19 protein-coding genes are annotated in these 21,597 nt (G+C 39.1%); 4 read left to right on the top strand and 15 right to left on the bottom strand.

Features of this window, described 5'->3' with window-relative positions; translation table 11 throughout:
• Positions 1–372: 372 nt before the first annotated feature.
• The 3 genes from nagB (at position 373) to H7254_RS01330 (ending at position 5,579) form a co-directional block, all read left to right on the top strand.
• Entirely contained in the window at positions 373–2,292 is a 1,920-nt protein-coding gene (nagB, locus tag H7254_RS01340; RefSeq protein ID WP_301931266.1) for a glucosamine-6-phosphate deaminase, read from the top strand.
• A 108-nt stretch (positions 2,293–2,400) separates the two neighbouring features.
• Complete coding sequence (locus H7254_RS01335) at positions 2,401–4,875, top strand: glycoside hydrolase family 95 protein (protein WP_301931265.1); 2,475 nt, start codon at positions 2,401–2,403, stop codon at positions 4,873–4,875.
• A 455-nt stretch (positions 4,876–5,330) separates the two neighbouring features.
• The gene (locus H7254_RS01330) at positions 5,331–5,579 is read left to right on the top strand and encodes a YtxH domain-containing protein (RefSeq protein WP_301931264.1); all 249 of its coding nucleotides are present in this window, start codon (positions 5,331–5,333) and stop codon (positions 5,577–5,579) included.
• A gap of 86 nt (positions 5,580–5,665) precedes the next feature.
• Here the strand turns inward: H7254_RS01330 and H7254_RS01325 are convergent, their stop codons facing one another.
• The 13 genes from H7254_RS01325 to rpoN all read right to left on the bottom strand — a co-directional run bounded on the left by H7254_RS01325 (position 5,666) and on the right by rpoN (position 18,456).
• Positions 5,666–7,390 (bottom strand): chloride channel protein, encoded by a 1,725-nt coding sequence (locus H7254_RS01325; RefSeq protein WP_301923656.1) that lies wholly within the window; start codon positions 7,388–7,390, stop codon positions 5,666–5,668.
• 178 nt (positions 7,391–7,568) lie between these two features.
• Entirely contained in the window at positions 7,569–8,840 is a 1,272-nt protein-coding gene (nhaD, locus tag H7254_RS01320; RefSeq protein WP_301931263.1) for a sodium:proton antiporter NhaD, read from the bottom strand.
• A 138-nt stretch (positions 8,841–8,978) separates the two neighbouring features.
• Positions 8,979–9,680 carry a hypothetical protein gene (locus tag H7254_RS01315; protein WP_301931262.1) on the bottom strand — a complete coding sequence of 234 codons (702 nt, stop codon included), beginning with the start codon at positions 9,678–9,680 and terminating at the stop codon, positions 8,979–8,981.
• Positions 9,670–10,476 carry an urease accessory protein UreD gene (locus H7254_RS01310; protein WP_301931261.1) on the bottom strand — a complete coding sequence of 269 codons (807 nt, stop codon included), beginning with the start codon at positions 10,474–10,476 and terminating at the stop codon, positions 9,670–9,672. Before H7254_RS01310 ends, H7254_RS01315 begins: the two co-directional genes overlap by 11 nt.
• Positions 10,473–11,111: an urease accessory protein UreG gene (gene ureG, locus H7254_RS01305; RefSeq protein WP_301931260.1), complete on the bottom strand. Its 639-nt coding sequence runs from the start codon at positions 11,109–11,111 to the stop codon at positions 10,473–10,475. Before ureG ends, H7254_RS01310 begins: the two co-directional genes overlap by 4 nt.
• A 212-nt stretch (positions 11,112–11,323) precedes the next feature.
• Positions 11,324–11,710 carry a hypothetical protein gene (locus tag H7254_RS01300; protein WP_301931259.1) on the bottom strand — a complete coding sequence of 129 codons (387 nt, stop codon included), beginning with the start codon at positions 11,708–11,710 and terminating at the stop codon, positions 11,324–11,326.
• 212 nt (positions 11,711–11,922) lie between these two features.
• Positions 11,923–12,609: an urease accessory protein UreF gene (locus H7254_RS01295; RefSeq protein ID WP_301931258.1), complete on the bottom strand. Its 687-nt coding sequence runs from the start codon at positions 12,607–12,609 to the stop codon at positions 11,923–11,925.
• On the bottom strand, positions 12,606–13,109 hold the full coding sequence (locus H7254_RS01290; RefSeq protein ID WP_301931257.1) for an urease accessory protein UreE: 504 nt from the start codon (positions 13,107–13,109) through the stop codon (positions 12,606–12,608). The genes H7254_RS01295 and H7254_RS01290 overlap by 4 nt, the downstream gene beginning before the upstream one ends.
• 138 nt (positions 13,110–13,247) lie before the next feature.
• Positions 13,248–14,969 carry an urease subunit alpha gene (gene ureC, locus H7254_RS01285; RefSeq protein WP_301931256.1) on the bottom strand — a complete coding sequence of 574 codons (1,722 nt, stop codon included), beginning with the start codon at positions 14,967–14,969 and terminating at the stop codon, positions 13,248–13,250.
• Entirely contained in the window at positions 14,966–15,340 is a 375-nt protein-coding gene (ureB, locus tag H7254_RS01280) for an urease subunit beta (protein WP_301931255.1), read from the bottom strand. The genes ureC and ureB overlap by 4 nt, the downstream gene beginning before the upstream one ends.
• Positions 15,341–15,431: 91 nt before the next feature.
• Positions 15,432–15,737, bottom strand: a complete 306-nt coding sequence (gene ureA, locus H7254_RS01275; protein ID WP_301923667.1) for an urease subunit gamma — start codon at positions 15,735–15,737, stop codon at positions 15,432–15,434.
• 512 nt (positions 15,738–16,249) lie between these two features.
• The gene (locus H7254_RS01270) at positions 16,250–16,933 is read right to left on the bottom strand and encodes a hypothetical protein (protein ID WP_301931254.1); all 684 of its coding nucleotides are present in this window, start codon (positions 16,931–16,933) and stop codon (positions 16,250–16,252) included.
• A gap of 35 nt (positions 16,934–16,968) precedes the next feature.
• Complete coding sequence (rpoN, locus tag H7254_RS01265; RefSeq protein ID WP_301931253.1) at positions 16,969–18,456, bottom strand: RNA polymerase factor sigma-54; 1,488 nt, start codon at positions 18,454–18,456, stop codon at positions 16,969–16,971.
• Between the two features lie 242 nt (positions 18,457–18,698).
• On the opposite strand from rpoN, the gene H7254_RS01260 reads away from it, so the two are divergent.
• Positions 18,699–18,992 (top strand): hypothetical protein, encoded by a 294-nt coding sequence (locus tag H7254_RS01260; RefSeq protein ID WP_301931252.1) that lies wholly within the window; start codon positions 18,699–18,701, stop codon positions 18,990–18,992.
• 49 nt (positions 18,993–19,041) lie between these two features.
• On the opposite strand, the gene H7254_RS01255 is transcribed toward H7254_RS01260, so the two are convergent.
• Positions 19,042–20,262, bottom strand: coding sequence for a DegT/DnrJ/EryC1/StrS aminotransferase family protein (locus tag H7254_RS01255; protein WP_301931251.1), 1,221 nt, complete (start codon positions 20,260–20,262; stop codon positions 19,042–19,044).
• A 131-nt stretch (positions 20,263–20,393) separates the two neighbouring features.
• Positions 20,394–21,596 (bottom strand): glycoside hydrolase family 10 protein, encoded by a 1,203-nt coding sequence (locus tag H7254_RS01250; RefSeq protein WP_301931250.1) that lies wholly within the window; start codon positions 21,594–21,596, stop codon positions 20,394–20,396.
• Position 21,597: the final 1 nt, after the last annotated feature.

Below are 21,597 nucleotides of genomic sequence, written 5' to 3'. Positions count from 1 at the left end.
TGAGGCAGAAATATTAAGCCGCTTGGCAATTTCGGTAATGGTTGGCAATTTGTTTTCCATTTTGCAACTTATCAAAATTTACGCAGGGATAAAAAATAAATTTGTGCAAACGATTGTCATCAACAATGCGGCACTGAATGAAAGGCAACGATTTTTTACATAAAAAAAATTACTTTACTTTAGCAACTATTATAAAAAATCAGGCTGTTTTTACTAATCCATATCATTTCTTTATCAATATGATTTTTAAGTACAAACTTATCTGGTTGTTGTACAGGTTTACACCCATACAATTAGTGCCAGTCTAATTTATTCATATAAAAATGATATTTAAACCCCAAATCATAAAAAATAACGTTGCAAAATATTCACATGAAGCATAAAATTGACTTTACAGATTCGCTGGAAAAAATCGCCGTAAAAATATTTCCTTCTTCCACACTCGGGTCAATTTATGTTGCCCAGGTAATTGCAAATATGATCCATGAAAAAGAAGCTGCAGGAAAAAAATGCATCATTGGCCTTGCTACAGGCTCTTCTCCTAAAACCTTGTATGCCGAACTGGTACGCATGCACAAGCATGAAGGGCTTAGTTTTAAAAATGTAATCACTTTTAACCTGGATCAGTATTATCCCATGGAAGCAGATGCACTGCAAAGCTATCATTACTTTATGCGCAAAAATTTGTTTGAGCAAACAGATATTGACCCCAATAATTATTTTTTGCCTGATGGAATGGTGCCAAAAGACAAAGTAAAAGAACATTGTGCAGCTTATGAAAAAAAGATAGCAAATGCAGGTGGTTTGGATTTGCAGATACTGGGTATTGGCGTAAATGGCCATATTGGTTTTAACGAACCGGGCAGCGGCATCTACACAAAAACAAGATTAATTACTTTAGATAACAGCACCCGTATTGCCAATGCGTATGAATTTGGTAACATGAGCGAGGTTCCACGGATGGCGATAACCATGGGCATCAGTACCATTTTAAAATCTAAAAAAATAATTTTAATGGCCTGGGGGCAAACCAAAGCCCCGGTTATACAAAAAGCGGTTGAAGAAGATGATACGGAAGACATTCCAGCTTCCTTACTGCAAAATCACGACGACTGTACCTTTGTAATTGATGAAGGTTGCGCCAGCGAACTGGCCAGGATAAAAAAGCCCTGGTTAACAGGGGAATGTATCTGGACGGATAATATGATAAAACGTGCGGTGGTAAACCTTTCGCTGCAATTAAAAAAGCCCGTGCTTAGCTTAACTAATATTGATTACAACGATAACGGATTAAGTGACCTGCTGGTAGAAAAAGGCGATGCCTATGAAACCAATTTACAGGTATTTTATTTACTAAGAGATAGCATTACCGGGTGGCCCGGCGGCAAACAAACAGAGCAAAGAATTCACCATCCCGAAAGAAGTGAACCCTTTCCTAAAAAAGTAATTATTTTTTCTCCGCATCCCGATGACGATATTATCAGCATGGGCGGCACTTTTATGCGGCTTCACAACCAGGGTCATGAGGTACATGTTGCTTACCAAACCAGCGGTAACATTGCGGTAACCGATGAATTTGTAACCCGGTTTATTGATTTTGCTGTTGGCTTTGAAAGTATGTTTGATATTGATGAAACAAAAAGTAAAACTGTTTTAGAAAATGCGATTGCTTTTTTAAAAACAAAAAAATCAACAGAAAAAGATACTGCCGAGATAAGAGATATTAAAGGATTGATACGAAGGTGTGAAGCAAAGGCAACCTGTAAATATGTAGGTTTAACAGACAACCAGATACATTTTCAGAACCTGCCTTTTTATGAAACAGGTACCATTGAAAAAAATCCGATGGGCGAAGAAGATGTTATCATTACAATGAATTTTTTAAATAAAATAAAGCCTCAGCAGATTTATTGCGCCGGCGATTTTGCTGATCCGCATGGTACCCATAAAGTTTGTTTTGATGTGGTAATTGAAGCATTAAAAAGAATTAGAGCCACCAATGAACCTTGGTTGGCTGATTGCTGGTTATGGCTTTACAAAGGAGCCTGGCAGGAATGGGATATTACCGAAATAGAAATGGCGATACCCATGAGCCCAGACCAGGTGGTGAAAAAACGCAATGGTATTTTTATTCACCAGTCTCAGAAAGATACCATTCCTTTCCAGGGAACAGATGACAGGGAATTCTGGGAGCGTGCGGAAGAACGCAATAGCAATACGGCCCTGCTGTATGCTCAATTAGGGCTTACACAATATGCCGCTATGGAGGCTTTTGTAAGATGGCATTATTAGAATAAAAACAATTCAAATTTTTTAATAATGGGGTGCATTTGGTACTCCATTTTTTATTTTTGTGTAATTTTTAAACCTAAATATTGCTGCTTATGCAGCCAAATTTTTATGAAATTAAAAAATAAACTGGCCTGCCTGCTGCTGTTGGCTGCAAACACCCTCAGCGCTCAATCACAAGAAACCAATACCAATTTATCTTTGGTTAACCCGATGAAACTTTGGTACAACCAACCGGCAAAAATTTGGGAAGAAGCACTACCCATTGGAAACGGTCATGTAGGCGCCATGATTTTTGGCAACCCGGGTAATGAACATCTACAATTGAACCAGACAGAATTTTGGGCAGGTAGCCCATACATCAACGCAAATCCAACTGGTGGAAAGGAAGCCCTTCGCAAAATACAGCAACTGATATCCGATGATAAATACCAGGAGGCTCAGGATATGGCGGCCAAAAACTTTGTAGCCTTAACAGCGCACGGAATGCCCTATCAACCGGTAGGCGACCTGTACTTAAAATTTAAAGGCCATGAAAATTTTACCGGTTTTAAACGAGAACTGGATATTGAGCATGCTATTGCAACAACAACTTATACATCCAATGGTATTACTTATACAAGAGAGCAGTTTGCCTCTCTTGCAGACAATGCCATTGTTATTAGGCTTACCGCTGATAAGCCTGGTAAACTAAGTTTTACGGCAAGTTTAAAAACAGAACAAAAAGGAACGGTGGTTGGCAAGGGTACGCATCAACTGGTACTTTCTGCAACAGGTCCGGAGGTAAATGGCATACCCGGCCTGGTAAAAGTTGAAGCCATTGTTGATATTAAACATGACGGCGGAACTGTTGCCCTTCAAGAAAAAACGCTGGCAATAAAAAATGCCACAGCCGTTACCATCTATTTAACCATGGCAACAAATTTTAAAAACTACCACGACCTGTCTGCAGATCCGGTTTCTATTGCGGCGGATTTATTGGCAAAGGCGGAAAAGAAAAACTATCAAAAGGAGAAAAAAGAACATACCGATATTTTTCAGCATTATTTTAACCGGGTTAATCTAAACCTTGGTACAAGCAGTTCTATACAACTTCCAACCGACCAAAGAATAAAAGCTTTTGCAGCAGGCACTGATCCGCAACTGGTAAGCTTGTATTTTCAATTTGGGCGTTACCTGCTTATTTCTTGTTCGCAACCAAATGGGCAACCAGCTAACCTGCAAGGAATGTGGAATGAGCATGTTAAACCACCATGGGGCAGTAAATACACTACCAATATCAATTTAGAAATGAACTATTGGCCGGCAGAAGTTGCGAATCTTTCCGAGATGACCGCACCATTGGTAAAAATGGTAAAAGAACTTTCCGTTAGCGGACAATCATCTGCAAAAATTATGTATGGAGCAAGAGGCTGGGTGCTGCACCACAATACCGACCTATGGCGCATTACGGGTGCTGTTGACGGACCTTGGGGTGTATGGCCAACTGGTGGTGCATGGATCTGTCAGCACATGTGGGAAAAATATCTTTTTGGTGGCGACAAAAAATTTCTTGCAGACATTTACCCCGCAATGAAAGGTGCTGCTGAATTTTTTTTAGATGTACTATATAAAGATCCTGCTACCGGATGGTGGATTGTTTCACCCTCTGCCTCTCCTGAAAATGCGCACCAGGGCTTTAGCACATCAGCAGGCACCACCATGGATAATCAGCTTGTTTTTTCTTTATTTAACAATACCATCCGTGCCGCACAAATATTGAATGCAGATAAAGAATTCGTAAACCAGATAAAAGAAAAATTGACTGGCCTGGCTCCCATGCAAATTGGACAATACAGTCAACTGCAGGAATGGTTAAAAGATTGGGATGATCCAAAAGATAAACATCGCCACATCTCGCATCTTTGGGGTCTTTTTCCAGGTAATCAAATTTCGCCTTACCGAAAGCCTGCCTTGTTTGAAGCAGCAAAAAATTCACTTATTTATAGAGGCGACGTTTCAACCGGCTGGTCAATGGGCTGGAAAGTGAATTGCTGGGCACGGCTTTTAGATGGCAACCATGCCTACAAATTAATTGCGGATCAGCTAACGGCTGTTGAAAGCAATAAAGAAGGAGGAGGCACTTATCCCAATCTTTTTGATGCCCATCCTCCCTTTCAGATAGATGGTAATTTTGGCTGTACTTCCGGGATAGCAGAAATGCTTTTACAATCACAGGATGGCGCGGTACATTTATTGCCTGCATTGCCGGAGAAATGGACGGATGGCGAAGTAACTGGATTAAAAGCCAGGGGAGGATTTACCATTGACATGACCTGGAAAAATAGCAAACTAACCAGGCTGGTCATTCATTCGGGATTGGGCGGAAATTGCAGGATACGATCTTATGAGCAACTAATAATGACTACCGACAATACGCTGGTAAAAGAAGCAACGGGTGATAACCCAAATACATTTTATGAAGTGGCTGATATTAAAGAACCCATTATATCACCAAAAGCCAATTTATTATATCCTGCTCCGAAAAAGATTTTTGAATTTGATATAGCCACTCAGGCTGGTAAAGAGTTGGTTTTTCAGTTTTAAATATAAAAAAGAAATTTTTCTTTTTTATAGCAGTTTATTTATCATTACGGATGGTGGTGATTTTACAGGATACTACCCCTTAGGATACAATAGCAGCACCCAAAATTAGCCGTGCACAAACCAATGATGTTATACGACCTGAGTAGCACTTAACCAAAGTAGATGTATTATCCCGGGTACTCTAAAAAAAAGATGATCTGAAAAATTTATCAATAAATTTAAAGCTACATTGGTAATTATTTCTACAATTAAATTTTACCGAAATATGTTAGGGGGTTTACTGTGGAAAATGATTCCCAGTCAATACAACCTTTCCTTAAAAAGTGTTTGGCACAGTTATTTAACTTAATGTTTCGGTTTTCATAGGATATTGGACAAAAAACGAAGCTGGATTTCTATCCTGGCTTCTATTTTAAAAAATAATCCCTTGTAAATTAATTTTAAAATAAAAAGTCATGAGTGCGAAAAGAAATTTACTGATAGGTGTTGGAATAGGTGCTGTTTTGGGTTTATTATATGCCCCTCACAAAGGATCAAAAACAAGAAAGCTAATTGCGAGAAGAGGTACAGAATTATGTGATGGCTGGGACAATATGAAAGAAACTGTATCTACACTTTTTGAAAAAAATGAAGCCACTAAAGAGGAGTTTTTTGACGAAGATTTTGCCTCAAATTCTTACAGTAATTTACCGCTGAAGGATTAGATAACTTTGTATATTTTGATCACTTGTTACAAGTAGCTCCGTTATAATAATGGAGTTTTGTTTTTTATAAAGTGCCATTAACCTTTTTAGTTTTCCTCATATAAGTCTCCTTGCGATGCAAGAATTTCCCGATATTTATTAAACAGTTTTGTTTTAGAAATAAATCCCGTAAACATTTTGTTTTCATCTAAAACGGGCAGATACCAGCTGTGCGTAACATCAAATTTTTCCATCACAGTGTGCATATCCTGACCGGTATTTAAAATTGCGGCAGGTTTTTTCATGAGAGATTTTATAGAGATTGTATCGTAATTATCGGGTTGAAACAATTTCTGTTTAATGTCGTTCAGTTCAATTATCCCGACAAATCTTTGCTTTGAATCTACTACCGCAAAAATATTTTTTTCACTTCTTTTTATAAGTTCAATTAAATCCTTCAACTTTTTATCCGGCTGAATACTTTCATAATTTTCCTGTAATATATCTCCCAGTATGATCGAGGTTAAAATATTTCTTTCTTTTTTGTGCGTAAATATTTGACCCTCCAGCGCCAGTTCTTTTGTTTCCATCGAATAGGGTTCATAACTTTTTACTATAAAAAAAGAAATGGATGAAACAATCATTAGAGGAATAAACAATTCGTACCCATTGGTAATTTCGGCTATTAAAAAAATTGCGGTAAGCGGGCAGTACATTACACCACTTAAAACACCGGCCATTCCTACCAAACTAAAGTTGCCTTCCGGTATTTTTATAATGGGGATATTGTTGATCAGTTTTGAAAAAAAGAAACCCATGTAGGCACCCGTAAACAGGGAAGGTGCAAAATTGCCACCATTGCCGCCTCCGCCAATTGTAATGGCTGCTGCAATGGGTTTTAGCAAAACAATAAACGCTGTAAAAGCCACCAGGGCCCAGTTTTCATTAAGCAAAGAAAACAGGCTGGTGTTATCGGCAAAATAAGAAAAATTGCCATTGGCAACCAGTTTAATACTCTTATATCCTTCGCCAAACAAGGGTGGAAAAATAAAGTAAATAACCATCAGCATCGCACCGCTTAACATTGCTTTTGAATATGGATTTTGCTTTCCTTTGTGCAGTTTTTCTTCTACAGTTTTAAATGTTTTGGCATAGTATAAAGAAACAAATCCCGCAAGTATACCCAATAAAATATAGAAGGGAACATTTTCATAATTGAAAGTTTGTTTTAAAACAAAATTAAACAGCGAAGCTTCCTGCAAAATAATTTTTGAACACAACGCACCTACAACGGATGAAATGATCAATGGAATAAAATAGCTCACAACTGTTTCTGCGAGCAGCACTTCAATGGCAAAAATTACCCCGGCAATGGGCGCATTAAAAACGGCAGAGATACCTGCCGCCGCACCACAGGCAATCAGCAGCGTACGTTCCTGGTAATTAAAATCTGTAACGCGGGCTATGTTAGAGCCAACGGCTGAACCGGTGGCCACAATCGGTGCTTCCAAACCCACCGAGCCGCCAAGCCCTACCGTTATGGAACTGGTAATAATGTGGACGTAACTATGTTTTAATGGAATGAAAGAAGATTTTCGGGCAATGGCCTTTAACACCATCGCTATACCTTTTTCGATGTGGCCATTAAAAAAGCGCTTCACTATAAAAACGGTGATGAGCAGTCCGATTGCAGGAAACAAAAGGTATGCAAACCTGGTAACCGGTATATTTTCTATCCCCTGCTGAATAAAATGAACCAGCGTTTTTAACAGCACCGCCACCATGCCCGAAGCAAACCCTGTTAAAGTTGCAATTACCATCAGAAACTGCATTCTGGTAATTTTTGTACGGATGTAACTGATTACTTTTTGGTAGAATGGTTTGATTAACGTCAAGTAAAATGATTTAAATAATTCTGTTAATGAGCAAAGATAAGCTGGTTAAGATGTGATTTGACGGTATTCTTTTTACGTATCAGCGCATTTTTAAAGCTTGCGCTATTTTTATTGCTTAAAATTTCAACTGCAAAAGAAACATCAAAATGCCGGCAGCAAAACCAATCAGCGCAAGCCAACTGATTTTTTTTAAATACCAGATAAAATCAATTTGTTCTATCCCCATTACCGCTACACCCGCTGCTGAACCAATAATAACTGCGCTGCCGCCAGTACCTGTTGTTAATGCAAGAAACGGCCAAAAAGGATGATCGGTTGGGTAGGTTGATAAATCGTACATTCCCTGCGAAGCGGCCACCAGCGGCACATTGTCTACAAGAGAAGAAAGTATTCCTAATGCCGAACCTATCAGGTAATCATTTTGTAATATTCTACCCATTGATGCTGCAACTACTGTTAATATTCCGTAAGATTGCAAAGCAGATACGGCTAATAAAATACCCAGGAAAAACAGTATGCTGGGTATATCTATTCTTTGCAGTGCCGTTGACACGCTAAATTTTTGTGCCTTATCAGGTTCCCTGTTTTTATGAATAAAAGAATTGATTAACCACATAAAACCCAGCGCCAGTAGCATCCCCATAAAGGGAGGCATGTGAGTAATTGTTTTAAACACCGGTACAAAAAGTAAAAAACCAACACCTGAAAAAAGAACAATATTACTTTCCCTGTTTTCTTTCAATGTACTTTCTGATTTTGCAGGAGGTGCGAATTTTTTTCCTTTAAATCGCCTCGACATTATAATTGCAGGTAGTACACACACTACCAGACTGGGCAGTATCAGCTGTTTGATAATGTTTAATGCCGTTATTTGCCCACCAATCCAAAGCATAGTTGTAGTAACATCACCTAATGGCGACCAAGCTCCTCCTGCATTGGCAGCAATCACAATCATACCTGCAAACCAAAGCCGGTCTTCCTTTTCGGTTAATATTTTTGCACACAGTGAAGTCATTACAATTGAAGTGGTTAAATTATCCAGTAAGGCCGATAATAAAAATGCGAGGGTTGTTACAATAAACAATAATTGTTGTTTGCTGGTTGTACTTATCCTTCTTACAATCACCTCAAAACCATTGTGAGAATCTATCAACTCTACAATAGTCATAGCACCCAGCAAAAAAAATAAAATGGAAGCTATGTCTCCCAAATGATGAAGCAATTGTTTATTTACTAAATCCGGAGATGTACTTTGTAGTATTAAAATCGTCCAGCATAACACACCTGTAATTAAAGCAGAAGCTGCTTTATTCAATTTCAGCGGATGCTCAAATGCAATACTAATATATCCCAAAATAAAAACTGCCGATATAATAAATGTAATCATCCTGATTGAAATTTTGGCAAATGTAATGCAATAAAAAAGCAGCGTATTTTGTAAAAGAAAAAGCCCTTTTACAGTGTGAAAATTTTGGATAGTTAAAGCAGCCGCAATGTGTTTATTTATTTTTTGGGAGTTCTTTCTTTACCATCCCAGCAACAACATTCCTGCACCACAAATAAAAATAGTTAGTCCACCCAAAGCATGCACATAACGTTCCAACCGTTCTGTTTTTACAAAAGCAATGCCCATAAAGCCCAATACTACCATCGTTATCATGGTAAGCAAAGTAACGGCTGTGTAGATCGTTATCAGTAAAATCATACCAGCCCAGCTGCTTTTTACCGCCGGAAAATACAGTAACGGAATCATTGGTTCGCAGGGGCCTAAAATAAAAATAATAAACATTACCCAGGGGGTTACTTTATATCTGTGTTCCGGAGCAACGGCTTCACCATAATTGTGTTGATATACATAAATGGTGCCGTCATCCTGCAAGTCGAAATGTTTATGCGGATTGTTTTTAGATGCCCGGTATAAACCCCAAATACCATATAAAAATCCAAACACCAGCATCACCCATCCGGCGATGCCACCCCGGATATTTTCCATCCAGCTAACTTTTGATAAACTCCATCCTATTGCTGCTCCACCCAGGCCCAGCACCACAGAACTCCATACATGGCCGCAGCCGCAAACAATCGTCCAGCCCATGGTTTTGGTAAACGACCATCCCCTTGATTTAGACAACGCAATAAAAGGTAAATAATGATCTGGCCCTGAAACCGTGTGCAGGCAGGCAACCGAGATGGCGGCAATGATAAGTACCTGCATTTCAGATTGCATAAGCGGTCATTTTTTGCTGATTACTTTGGGGAAGGCAGCCTGCAATCATTTTTAAACAATCAAATAATTGTTCAGCTTTTTGACCCAATAAACGTACGATCAATCCATTTACAGGAGCAGCAGTTATACCAATACTAATGTCTTTTTGAACCACAAGTATTTCCATTATCGTTGCCTGTATTCTTTTTACATCCGCATATTCATCTAAGTAAATTAAACTGGCCTGGTGCGTAAAGCCCTGCAACTGGCCAATGTTATTTACATCAATCAATGAAGGTTGCATCAGTAAATTTTCTTTGATGATCAGTTTATCATTCATAAAAATTTCTGTGATACAATGGTATTTCGAAAACAAAAAAACTTCACCATTTAATTTTCTGCCACAGGTTAAAATTTCACCAAAAATTAAGTTACAGTTATTGGATAAAAATATTTTATTGCGGGCTGTAAAGTTAGATTGCTCATGTGGTACAGCAGGGTGAGGAATAAAACAAAATGAAGCACCTTCCGCAAGCTGTATTTCCATTTTTTGCGTAGCCTGCTCTTTCATGGTAAACAAACGCTGGTAAGACTGTGTATGCAGTTGCAAGGAACAGTTTTTTGCCAGATCAATTTTAATATTGTAAGCATCGCCATCTAAAATACCAGGCGACGAACTCATTAACATTAATCTTAGTATGCTATCTTTTTTATCTTCAGTAATATTGGCGACTTTAAACGGCGTGGTGCAATAACATTTTTTAAGACTGGTAGTTTCATTTATCCTGGCAGTTTGTATGTACAATTCAGCCATCATCTGTACAAAACAGGTTCGGTGATACTTTCCAATAAAGCATATTTTTTTATCCAGCCAATAACACTATCCAATCCCTGCAGGTTCATGAGGTTGGTAAAAATAAACGGGTTGCCGTTGCGCATTTTACGGGCATCTCTTTCCATTACCTGTAAGTCGGCATTTACATAAGGTGCCAGGTCAATTTTGTTGATCACCAGCAAATCGCTTCTGCTAATGCCGGGGCCGCCTTTGCGGGGTATCTTATCCCCTCCCGCCACGTCAATTACAAAAATGGTAACATCGGCAAGGTCCGGACTAAAAGTGGCTGATAAATTATCGCCACCGCTTTCAATAAAAATGATCTGTACATCAGCAATGCGCAGCGCCATTTCTTCCACCGCTTCCAGGTTCATGCTGGCATCTTCCCGTATGGCCGTGTGCGGACAGCCGCCCGTCTCCACTCCAATGATTCTTTCTGCTGGCAGCAAACTGTTTTGCGTTAAAAACTCTGCATCTTCCCTGGTATAAATATCATTTGTAATTACTGCCAGGCTGTATTGCCTGCTCATGGCCCGACTCAGCCGTTCAATCAATGCGGTTTTGCCGGAACCAACCGGACCAGCTACGCCAATTTTAATATATTTTCTTTCAGCCATTGCTTAAAGATATAGGAGAATATTAAACAAACCCAAACTCGGAATGGATGTAAAAGTATTTACACTATTTAATCTTTGGATGGTGGCATCAAAAAGAGGTAAAGTTTTGATTAAGATTTGGAGAAAATATACCTCAACAAAAAAGCACTGGAATTAACCACGGCTTAAAATGATACTAATTGAAATGTTATTTTTTGTTTTGCCAAAATCTTTTATTCGTTGATGGTAAAATTAATGGTGATGATAGTTTGATCGCAATGCCTTCTGCCTGCAGGTTCGTGAACACTAAGCACCACTTTTTCTGTTTTACTTAAGGCCGTTTTTGAGTTTAACGAGGACGTATAAGTGTAGAAGTATTTTTGTGAACTATTATCAAAATTAACCTCGCTGGTAATAAAATCTGCAGCCTGGGTAGAGATGGATGCTATATCATCCGCATCGCCATATTGGCTAAGGTCTAATTTATATAACTGGTCAGGGGTTAAACTAACATTCAGTGTAATAGTCTGATTTTCATTTTTTAAATTGGCTTTTTGGCAGGAGCTAAAGACAACGCAAACCAAAATTGATACTGAAACAATGGAGTAAAGCTTTTTCATATAAAAGTTGTTTGGTAGTGAAAAATTGATTTTTACGAAAGACGATACTTTTTGAACCTTGGTTGGGAAGCTGCTAAAAAATATTTTGAGAAACGCTCAATACGCTGCAATACTATCTCGATATTGTAATTATTTACAATAAAAAATATACAAGTAGATTAGTTTACGGTACATACAATGCAAGCTTTCAGAAGTAAAAGTATTTTCCTTTCTTACGACATGTACAATCTCGAATATAACTCCTCATGCTGCATAGAGGCAATATCAAAACCGGCGCAACACAAACCTATTAAATTTGTATCGGGTTCCATAGAATTAGTGGCCAGTTGCTGTATCAATGGTTGTAATGAAAACAATATTTCCTGTCCATCCTGCTGACCTAGCGGAATCAGTTTAACGCTGTTGGTTGCAAAGCCTGCGGCAGCATTGTAATAAAATCCGGTCAGTGCATCTTTTTTATCAATATCCAACACGGCTGCATACATGCCAAAGGCAATACAATAATGTCCTACTGTTGTTTTGGATAGAATGGCATTTTGATATTGTTCCGTAAAAATATTTTTAGAAACCGGTTGAAATATTTTTATTAAACGAATACCGAGTTTTTGACTTGCCAGCCTCATTTCCATGGGTAGTTTTACCGCAGTGCATTCTATATCCAATGCTATTATTTTTGTAAAATCATTTTGTTTTGAAGCATCGTATGCCAGTGAAACAAAAGCAGCATCGGTATATTGCAAATTGCGTGTAAGCATCTCTGTTACAAAGATTTTTGCGGTGGCAGCATTGTGTACAATACCTTGCTGAACATAGGTTTCCAGGCCGGCTGAATGGGCATAACCGCCAATCGGTAAAGTGAGATCAGATAATTGCAGCAACCTTAATAAGGAGGTACTCATTCAGGATCGGAGGTTAACTTTATGATTCTGTTAAATAAACTGATGCGGCTGTTGCTGTGTGGCGATACGGTAGTTTTTAATGGCGTCATTAATTTTCTTTTTGCCTTTTCAACAGAATACCCGTTTTTACCCAGCAGTGCAAACAATGGGGCTTCAAAAGCTACTAAAATTTCATCTTCCTGGTAAAATAGGGGCAAATGCTTATTGCCTATTTCGTAACAAACCGCCGCCATTTCGTACATTGATCTTGGCCTTATCACGATAGCTTCACATTCATTGATATCAACAGCCACCAAACCAAAGTCATCTTCATAAATAATATCCCCCACACCTAACCGGGGACTTTCGTTTATAAATTTCATCGTTATATCCCTGCCCAACACCGTTTTTTTATGCAGGATGCGTTTGTTGGTTTCATACCAATCAAGCAACACATAATCAATGTTACGGTTGTTGATTGCAAATAATTCAAGGTTCCCTATTTTTTCTTTTACCAGCATTGTATTTTAATTAGCTAATTAGCTGATTTGCTAATATAATAATTTGTTATAATCGTAGTTGATTAACAGGGCAGTTGCTTCGTTGCTTCTTCGTTAGCTTATTATCGAATTAGCACATCAACACAGTATCCCTTTTCTTCAAAATAAAAAATAGCGTTGCGCCAGGGGCAGTACAGCCATAGGAGCACAGGTTATTGGTGTTCCATCAACCTTCACCTCATAATTTTCCGGGTTTACTTCTATCAGCGGTGTGGCGTCATTGTGTATCAAATGTTTTTTTGAAATATTGCGACAGTTTTTAACAGGCAACACCATCTTCTGTAAATTATATTTTTGTACAATATTTTTTTCTAAAGAAATTTTGGATACAAAAGTGGCACAGGTTGCAAATAATGCTTTTCCGTAAGCCCCAAACATGTGCCGGTATACAACAGGCTGAGGCGTGGGTATTGACGCATTGGGGTCGCCCATTCTTGCCGCAATAATCATTCCTCCCTTAATGATCATCTCTGGCTTGGCACCAAACAAAGCGGGTTTCCACAACACAATATCCGCCAGCTTGCCTGCTTCTATCGAACCAACATATTCTGAAATTCCATGTGTAATTGCAGGGTTAATGGTATACTTGGCAACAAACCTTTTTACCCTGAAATTGTCATTGTTATTATCTTCATCTTCTGCCAATGCGCCCCGCTGCACTTTCATTTTGTGGGCGGTTTGCCAGGTTCTTGTAATCACTTCTGCCACCCTTCCCATTGCCTGGCTGTCACTGCTCATCATGCTAAAAACGCCCATATCATGCAAAATATCTTCAGCTGCAATGGTTTCCGGCCGTATCCTGCTATCGGCAAAAGCTACATCTTCCGGCACGTTTTTATCTAAGTGATGGCAAACCATCAGCATGTCTAAATGTTCATCAATGGTATTGATGGTATAAGGCCTTGTAGGGTTCGTTGATGAAGGCAAAACATTTGGGTACATCGCTGCTTTGATAATATCAGGTGCATGGCCGCCACCGGCGCCTTCGGTATGAAAGGTATGTATCACTCTGCCGTTAATGGCATTGATGGTGTCTTCCAGGAAACCGCCTTCATTTAAAGTATCCGTATGTATCGCTACCTGCACATCATACTTATCTGCAATTTGCAAAGCCGCATCAATTACTGCGGTGGTGCTGCCCCAGTCTTCGTGAATTTTTAAACCCAATGCACCCGCTTCAATCTGTTCTTCCAGCGGAGCCAGTGATGCACAATTTCCTTTGCCGAAAAAGCCGAGGTTCACCGGAAAAGCTTCAGCAGCCTCCAGCATTTTCCGAATGTTCCATGCGCCGGGTGTAACCGTGGTGGCGTTGGTTCCATCTGCCGGACCGGTGCCACCACCAATCATGGTAGTAATGCCACTAAATAAAGCGTGGTCAATTTGTTGGGGACAAATAAAATGAATATGCGTATCAATGCCGCCTGCAGTGGCTATCAGCCCGGCACCGCCATGCACTTCGGTACTGGCGCCAATAATCATATTGGGAGTTATCCCTTCCATGGTATCGGGATTACCCGCTTTTCCGATACCCACTATTTTTCCATCTTTGATGCCAATGTCGGCCTTTTCAATACCCCAGTGATCAATGATCATTACACTGGTAATAACAAAATCCAATACGCATTCACTGCGTGTAGCCGTTGCCGATTGCGCCATCCCATCCCGAATAGTTTTACCACCGCCAAACTTTGCCTCATCGCCATACACCGTGTGGTCTTTTTCAATTTCGATTAGTAATGCGGTATCACCCAGCCTGATTTTATCTCCTGTTGTTGGGCCATACATGCTGGCATATTTTTTTCTGCTAATATGTAAACTCATCCATTGTTATTTTTAAAATGAAGTAACTGTACCTTTTCCATTGCAGTTGCTTTTGCAGTTGCAGAAACGGTTTCACCATCCACCAAATTATTAAAGCCTTTTATTTTTTTATTGCCGCCAAATGCTACCAGCTCTACATCTTTTTCTTCGCCGGGTTCAAAACGTACGGCGGTTCCTGCGGCAATATTCAGGCGCATTCCAAATGCCTTTTCGCGGTTAAATTCCATTTGCTTGTTTACTTCAAAAAAGTGAAAATGCGAGCCCACCTGTATAGGCCGGTCACCCGTATTTACTACTGTTATCCGCAGGGTATTTCTGCCTGCATTACATACAATGTCGCCATCGGCTAAAATATATTCTCCTGGTATCATAAAGAGTTTTTTTGTTCTTATTTCATTAAAAAAGCATTAAAATTTTTGCAATAAAATAGCAGTTGCTGCATGATGTATTGCCGCAACGCCTTTACATCCGGATTGGATCATGCACTGTTACCAGTTTTGTGCCATCGGGAAAAGTGGCTTCTATCTGTATTTCGGAAATCATTTCGGGGATACCTTCCATTACATCATTGGCAGTTAAAATGGTACAGCCATATTGCATTAGTTCTGCAACTGTTTTGCCATCCCGGGCGGCTTCCTGTAAATGACTGCTGATAAGCGCAATGGCTTCAGGGTAGTTTAATTTTAATCCACGGGCTTTTCTTTTTTCTGCCAGTTCTCCTGCTAAAAAAAGTAACAGCTTTTCAGACTCTCTTGGTGATAAATGCATGGCTAAAATAATTAAAGGGTTAGCTCAACCGGCATGCAATTGTAGTAATCGTTATGAAAGCTGTTAAGATAAGAAAAAACAAAATACAACCCCTTTACTTTTTTTATTGTTGCTGCAATAAAGTTTTTGTTTTAACGATTTATATATTGAAACCAAGCAATCAACAGATTGTTAACCTGAAAAACCACCAACTATTGAAACTTCTTTTTTGCAGCTCCTTTTTACAGGGACGTTTATCCTTTACTGATATCAATACAGAAAATTTTTATCCCAAACATTAAGACTTCATAAAAAAAATCAGCAATATTTATTTGCAATTTTTGCATGGTACGGTTGTCCCTATCACCTGAGTAATTAATTAAGCCGCAATATAAAATGAAAATGGGGATATGATTTTTTACAGTGCAGTTATACTATATTATTTTATCGATATAAAAATCTACAGTTTACCTTTTATTGTTAGGCACGACAGAGAAAAATGACCCCGTGATTGGACGGGGTCTTTTTCGTTTTTATAAGTGTATGGCAGCTCCTGTTAATTGGCAAATAAAGCCAGCCAGTAAGCCGGTATAAATTTCTTTTGAAGTATGATCACCCACAATTAAACGGGCTGTGCAAACCAGCCCGGCAATTAAAAATGCAGTGCTTAATGCCCAGGTCATGAGCATAGTATTTTGCTGCATGATGATAAAACAAATACCAATTAACCCGCCCATGCCAATAGCATGCATACTTATTTTAAAATAAATATTGGCAATTAATGCGACTGCGGATGATATAAATACACCAAACATAAATGCAACCAGAATCCTGGGTATTTGCGGCTGCTCCCTTAAAGAATATTGAGCCCAAAAGAAAAATATCATAGAAGTTACATACAGCAGAATACGGTCTTGTTGTGTATAAAAAAAAACAGAATCAATAAAACCGAGTGCTTTTAACAGGAGGATGGTAATAAGCGGATAAGCAATGGCATTAATGGTTACCATTAACAATACCCTTAATTTGTATGGCACGCTAAATCCAGAAAAATACGACGGATGTATAAATGCTAAAAACCAGCATACATAAAAAGGAATAAACAGGGGATGAAAAACGATAGAGATAACCTGCGCAAAAAAACGCACAATACCAGGCTGGTGGCTTCTGTCGGTTGGCTCCGCTTTGCCGGAAAAAGACAATTCACTATTTAACATTTGATACTTTTCATTATTTCTGATTCAGGAATGTTTTATAATTCTTTTCTTAATCTTGCCACAGGTACATTTAACTGTTCCCTGTATTTAGCCACTGTTCTTCTCGCAATATTATACCCCTTTTCCTGTAATAATTCCGTTAATCTTTCATCGCTTAAGGGGCGCTTTTTGCTTTCGCCTTCTATCAGGTCGCTCAGTATTTTTTTAACTTCCCTGGTGCTTACTTCTTCCCCGCTGTCTGTTTGTAAACTTTCACTAAAGAAAAACTTTAAACGGTAGGTTCCAAATTCTGTTTGTACAAATTTGCTATTGGCAACCCGGCTGATCGTGCTGATATCAAGGTTCGTTTTTTCGGCAATGTCTTTTAAAATCATCGGCCTTAATTCGGTTTCATCGCCCGTTACAAAAAAATCATACTGGTAGGTCATAATAGCATCCATTGAACTTAATAATGTGTGCTGCCGTTGTTTGATGGCATCTATAAACCACTTGGCCGCATCAATTTTCTGTTTAATAAACAATACCGCTTCCTTTTGTCTTTTATCTTTTTTTGTACCCTTGTCATAATCCTTTAGCATATCCCGATAGCCCTCGCTGATCCGCAGATCCGGGGCATTTCTGCTGTTAAGGGTAAGCTCTAATTTGCCCGCATTATTGATAATAAAAAAATCCGGTATCACGTAACCCTCCCCCTTACTGCTTTCGCCAACATTACCTCCTGGTTTAGGATTCAGCTTTATAATCTGGTTAATAATTTCTCTTAACTGGTCGTCAGTAATATTTAAACCCTTTTGTATTTTTTCGTAGTGTTTTTTAGTAAATTCTTCAAAATATTTATCTAAAACCTTTATGGCCATTTCCACATGTTTGCCCTGGTATACATTTCTTTCCAACTGTATCAGCAGGCATTCCTGCAAGTTACGGGCACATACGCCCGGTGGGTCAAACTGCTGAATCAGTAAAACAAGCTGGCTAATTTCTTCTTCATCTGTTATAATATTTTGTCTAAAAGCAAGGTCATCTACAATAGCACCGATATCCCTGCGCAAATAACCATCATCATCCAAGTTACCTATAATTTGCTCTGCTACGCTTTGCTTATGTTCATCCAGGCTAAGCTGTCCAAGTTGCTCCAGCATTAATTCGTTAAAACCAGTTTCTACTTTATGCGGTATCACTTTGCTATCATCCTGTTCGGGGTAATTTTCGTCCCTCATTTTGTAATCAGCAATATCATCATCCCCCTCCTGTACATAATCACTGATGTCAATACTTTCATATTCATCCTGGCTGCCATCTGGTTCAAATTCATCTACAGGTGATTCAAATTCTTCTGTATTGTCATTTTCGAATTCCTCTGCTTCGTCTTCCTCACCGGTTTCCAGTGCGGGATTTTCTTCCAACTCTTCCTTAATACGTTCTTCCAGCAAGGCGGTGGGAACCTGTAGCAATTTCATTAACTGAATTTGCTGGGGAGATAATTTTTGTAACTGCCGCTGGTATAATCCTTGACTTAATGCCATATTTTTTTTAAGGGGTATTTAAAACAATTAGAGTAATTTATTATTTTTTGTTGCCGGGACATTTTTAATACCCATCCTGAACTTTAGTGAAGCAAAGCATCATTGCAGTTTAGGCTGGTATAACATGGTTAAACACCTGAGAATATTGGACACCCATCAAACTATTATTGATATAAAAACGTAAATTTACAAATATTGAACTTTGAAAAGTGTATAAAAAAGCTAAACTTTTATTTTTCTGCATGATTTTTGTGGCGGGCAATACTTATTGCCAGAATTTACAGCCCTTAAAGACAACCTTTTCGTTGCTTAAAACAACAGTAAAACTAATACCGACGGGTGTTTTATTAAATCAGGATTACCGGCAGATTACCAGTCCTCCACCATTTTTATCACCGGGTTATTATGCCTCACAATTGGGTTTTTTTTGCAAGCAGGAGATAATATTTGAAAAAACTGCTAAAATTCCGTTTAAATTCAGATTGGGTACTGTGGAAGATTGTGACAGGATGGAAGGAAAGAAGCGGGTAAATTAAAAAAGGCATCTACAAATGCAGATGCCCTTTAAATAAAAATTCTTCTTTCTCAGGCATGTACCTGTTGTTCCTTTAAAATTTTATTAATTACTGCTTTCATCTGTTCGCCTTTTGCTTTTATCTGTTCTTCCGTCCACAATAAACTGATGGCGGTAGAAATGCAACGGCCCATTACAGCGTCACTGGCACTAAAATCTTTATTGGCATGGTGAATAACAGCAGCCTTTAAATCCGGATGAACATGATTGAGGGTAACTGCATTTTTCAGGTGATCCCATTTGGTGATATAATGCCAGTTGTTTACAAACCAGTAAAAGTTACCAGCCAATATTCCTTGAATTTTCATTTCGGCCACTACCGCTTTTGTGATGGCTTCTGTTGGTAAAAACCAGCTTAAAAAACTACAACTGTCACCTGCTTCATCTGGTATCCGTCTAAAAGAAATTTCAGGAATGGTAGCTAAAATTTCCCGCAGCAGCTTGTTATTGCTGCGCTGAATCCTTAAAAATGTATCCAGCTTTTTTATTTGAGCAACGCCTACTGCAGCATGAAGTTCACTAATGCGGAAATTATACCCAATAAAAGGATGAAGATCGGCACCACGGTCCAGGCCTCCCTTGTGGTCGTGCCCGTGATCGCTGTACCCATCGCTGGCAATGTACACGTCTTCCCGGTTGGTCATAATTACTCCACCTTCTCCGCAGGTAATTGTTTTTACAAAATCAAAACTAAAAGTACCGGCATCGCCGATGGTACCCAGTTTTTTTCCTTTGTAAGTACCGCCAATGCTCTGGCAGGCATCTTCCAGTAAAATAAGATTGTGCTCTTTACAGATAGCTACCAATGCATCCATGTCGGCCATGCCTCCACACATGTGCACCGGCATAATGCATTTTGTTTTTGGGGTAATGGCATTGCGCACTGCCTCCGGATTCAGCGTTAGTGTATCATCCACATCAACCAAAACAGGCACGGCTCCTACAGAAAGCACTGCTTCAAAACTTGCCACAAAAGTAAAGGCCGGCACAATTATTTCATCGCCATAACCAATCCCTAAAGCGTTCATTGCTGCGGTTAATGCAGCGGTTCCGCTGCTCACCAGCTGGGCATACCTGCAACCAAAAGTTTCACAAACCGCCGCTTCCATTTCCTTGCTTTTCCAAATACCTTTCCTGGGGCCATCAAAACCATACCGCATAAGGATACCTGTTTCCAAAACATCATTTACTTCTTTACGTTCTTCTGCTCCAAAAAATTCAAATCCGGGCATATAATAAGTTTTACTTTTTAAAATAAATAACTAAAAGGTAAAGGTAGATAAAACCTTTTGGTGTAAAAAAGAGCTGGCCTGATAACATTACAAATGATAAAAAATATCTGCGCTTTATAAAATCCTTAACACTATTTCAACCAATTCATAGGTGGTATTGTTACTGGATCTTTAAAATAATTCAAGCGCAGGCTATCACTCCATCCGTTGGGATTATTTTCAAAAGATTTGCTGCTGAAAAATATCATGCCCTGGATATTTGGTTTGGTGCGTAAAGCTTTTATTTGCTGTGGAAGTTGTGACGGTTCTCTCCATGCCCGGTTAACACCCGCCTTGTAAATGCCCAGGCCGATATAACATTGCCTGCCATAGGTATGATCGTTCCACCAGTCCAGTAAAAGGCCGTATGGGGCTGTTGAATGGCTAAATTCCCAATACAGTTGCGGTGCAACATAATCTATCCAGCCACTTTTTAACCATAACAAAATATCAGCATACAGGTCGTCGTAGTTACTTGCGCCGCCTTTGGTTTTACTGCCATTTATGGGATCTTTGTCAACACTGCGCCATATCCCGAAAGGGCTGATTCCAAACTGGCATTTTTTATTGGTAGCTTTAATAACCCTGCTTAGCAACGCAATGATAGAATCCGTGTTGCTACGTCTCCAGTCATCTTTTGTTAACCCTTTACCATATTGACGATAGCTGGCATCATCAGGAAATGTAATACCTGCGATGCGGTAAGGATAAAAATAATCATCAAAATGAATGGCATCTACCGGATACCTGCTTACTACATCTTTTACCACATTGGCTACATATTGCTGTACTGCTTTATTGCCGGGGTCAAAATATCTTTTATCACCATAAGGTAAAAACCACTCGGGGTGAAGCCTTGTAATATGGGTAGCCGAAATAGTAGAAGTGCCAATAGTAAACTCTGCCCTGTAAGGGTTCATCCAGGCGTGAAAGGCCAATCCGCGTTTATGCGTTTCCGTTATCATAAACTCCAATGGATCATAATAAGGAACCGGGGGCTGGCCTTGTACACCTGTAAGCCATTGACTCCAAGGTTCATACTGCGAAGGGTATAACGCATCTGCAGCAGGGCGGATCTGTACAACCAATGCATTGATACCATTGCGTTCATGCATTTCCAGCAGTTTTATAAATTCAGCTTTTTGTGCTTCCGTGTTAAAGTTTCCTTTTGTTGGCCAATCAATATTATCTACCGTTGCTACCCATACACCCCTGAACTCAGGCTTTGTTTGTGCTTTGCTACAGGGGATAAATAAAATATTGATGAATAAAAAAACGAAAAAATATTTTTGCATT

This window comes from Ferruginibacter sp. (genome assembly GCF_014377975.1).
Lineage (GTDB): Bacteria > Bacteroidota > Bacteroidia > Chitinophagales > Chitinophagaceae > Ferruginibacter.
The sequence above is the reverse complement of the archived record's forward strand: the minus strand, read 5'-3'. Positions and strand labels throughout refer to the sequence as shown.

What these genes read in the sequence shown, in the direction of transcription:
- H7254_RS01290 (WP_301931257.1), bottom strand. Translation starts at nt 13,109, where the DNA reads ATGCTGGTAAAAGAAAAAATAGGGAACCTTGAATTATTTGCAATCAAC.
- H7254_RS01255 (WP_301931251.1), bottom strand. Translation starts at nt 20,262, where the DNA reads ATGCCCGGATTTGAATTTTTTGGAGCAGAAGAACGTAAAGAAGTAAAT.
- H7254_RS01295 (WP_301931258.1), bottom strand. Translation starts at nt 12,609, where the DNA reads ATGAGTACCTCCTTATTAAGGTTGCTGCAATTATCTGATCTCACTTTA.
- H7254_RS01300 (WP_301931259.1), bottom strand. Translation starts at nt 11,710, where the DNA reads ATGAAAAAGCTTTACTCCATTGTTTCAGTATCAATTTTGGTTTGCGTT.
- ureA (WP_301923667.1), bottom strand. Translation starts at nt 15,737, where the DNA reads ATGCATTTATCACCAAGAGAGTCTGAAAAGCTGTTACTTTTTTTAGCA.
- H7254_RS01325 (WP_301923656.1), bottom strand. Translation starts at nt 7,390, where the DNA reads ATGCAGTTTCTGATGGTAATTGCAACTTTAACAGGGTTTGCTTCGGGC.
- H7254_RS01310 (WP_301931261.1), bottom strand. Translation starts at nt 10,476, where the DNA reads ATGATGGCTGAATTGTACATACAAACTGCCAGGATAAATGAAACTACC.
- ureG (WP_301931260.1), bottom strand. Translation starts at nt 11,111, where the DNA reads ATGGCTGAAAGAAAATATATTAAAATTGGCGTAGCTGGTCCGGTTGGT.
- H7254_RS01270 (WP_301931254.1), bottom strand. Translation starts at nt 16,933, where the DNA reads ATGTTAAATAGTGAATTGTCTTTTTCCGGCAAAGCGGAGCCAACCGAC.
- nagB (WP_301931266.1), top strand. Translation starts at nt 373, where the DNA reads ATGAAGCATAAAATTGACTTTACAGATTCGCTGGAAAAAATCGCCGTA.
- ureB (WP_301931255.1), bottom strand. Translation starts at nt 15,340, where the DNA reads ATGATACCAGGAGAATATATTTTAGCCGATGGCGACATTGTATGTAAT.
- H7254_RS01335 (WP_301931265.1), top strand. Translation starts at nt 2,401, where the DNA reads ATGAAATTAAAAAATAAACTGGCCTGCCTGCTGCTGTTGGCTGCAAAC.
- rpoN (WP_301931253.1), bottom strand. Translation starts at nt 18,456, where the DNA reads ATGGCATTAAGTCAAGGATTATACCAGCGGCAGTTACAAAAATTATCT.
- nhaD (WP_301931263.1), bottom strand. Translation starts at nt 8,840, where the DNA reads ATGATTACATTTATTATATCGGCAGTTTTTATTTTGGGATATATTAGT.
- H7254_RS01330 (WP_301931264.1), top strand. Translation starts at nt 5,331, where the DNA reads ATGAGTGCGAAAAGAAATTTACTGATAGGTGTTGGAATAGGTGCTGTT.
- H7254_RS01250 (WP_301931250.1), bottom strand. Translation starts at nt 21,596, where the DNA reads ATGCAAAAATATTTTTTCGTTTTTTTATTCATCAATATTTTATTTATC.
- H7254_RS01260 (WP_301931252.1), top strand. Translation starts at nt 18,699, where the DNA reads ATGATTTTTGTGGCGGGCAATACTTATTGCCAGAATTTACAGCCCTTA.
- ureC (WP_301931256.1), bottom strand. Translation starts at nt 14,969, where the DNA reads ATGAGTTTACATATTAGCAGAAAAAAATATGCCAGCATGTATGGCCCA.
- H7254_RS01315 (WP_301931262.1), bottom strand. Translation starts at nt 9,680, where the DNA reads ATGCAATCTGAAATGCAGGTACTTATCATTGCCGCCATCTCGGTTGCC.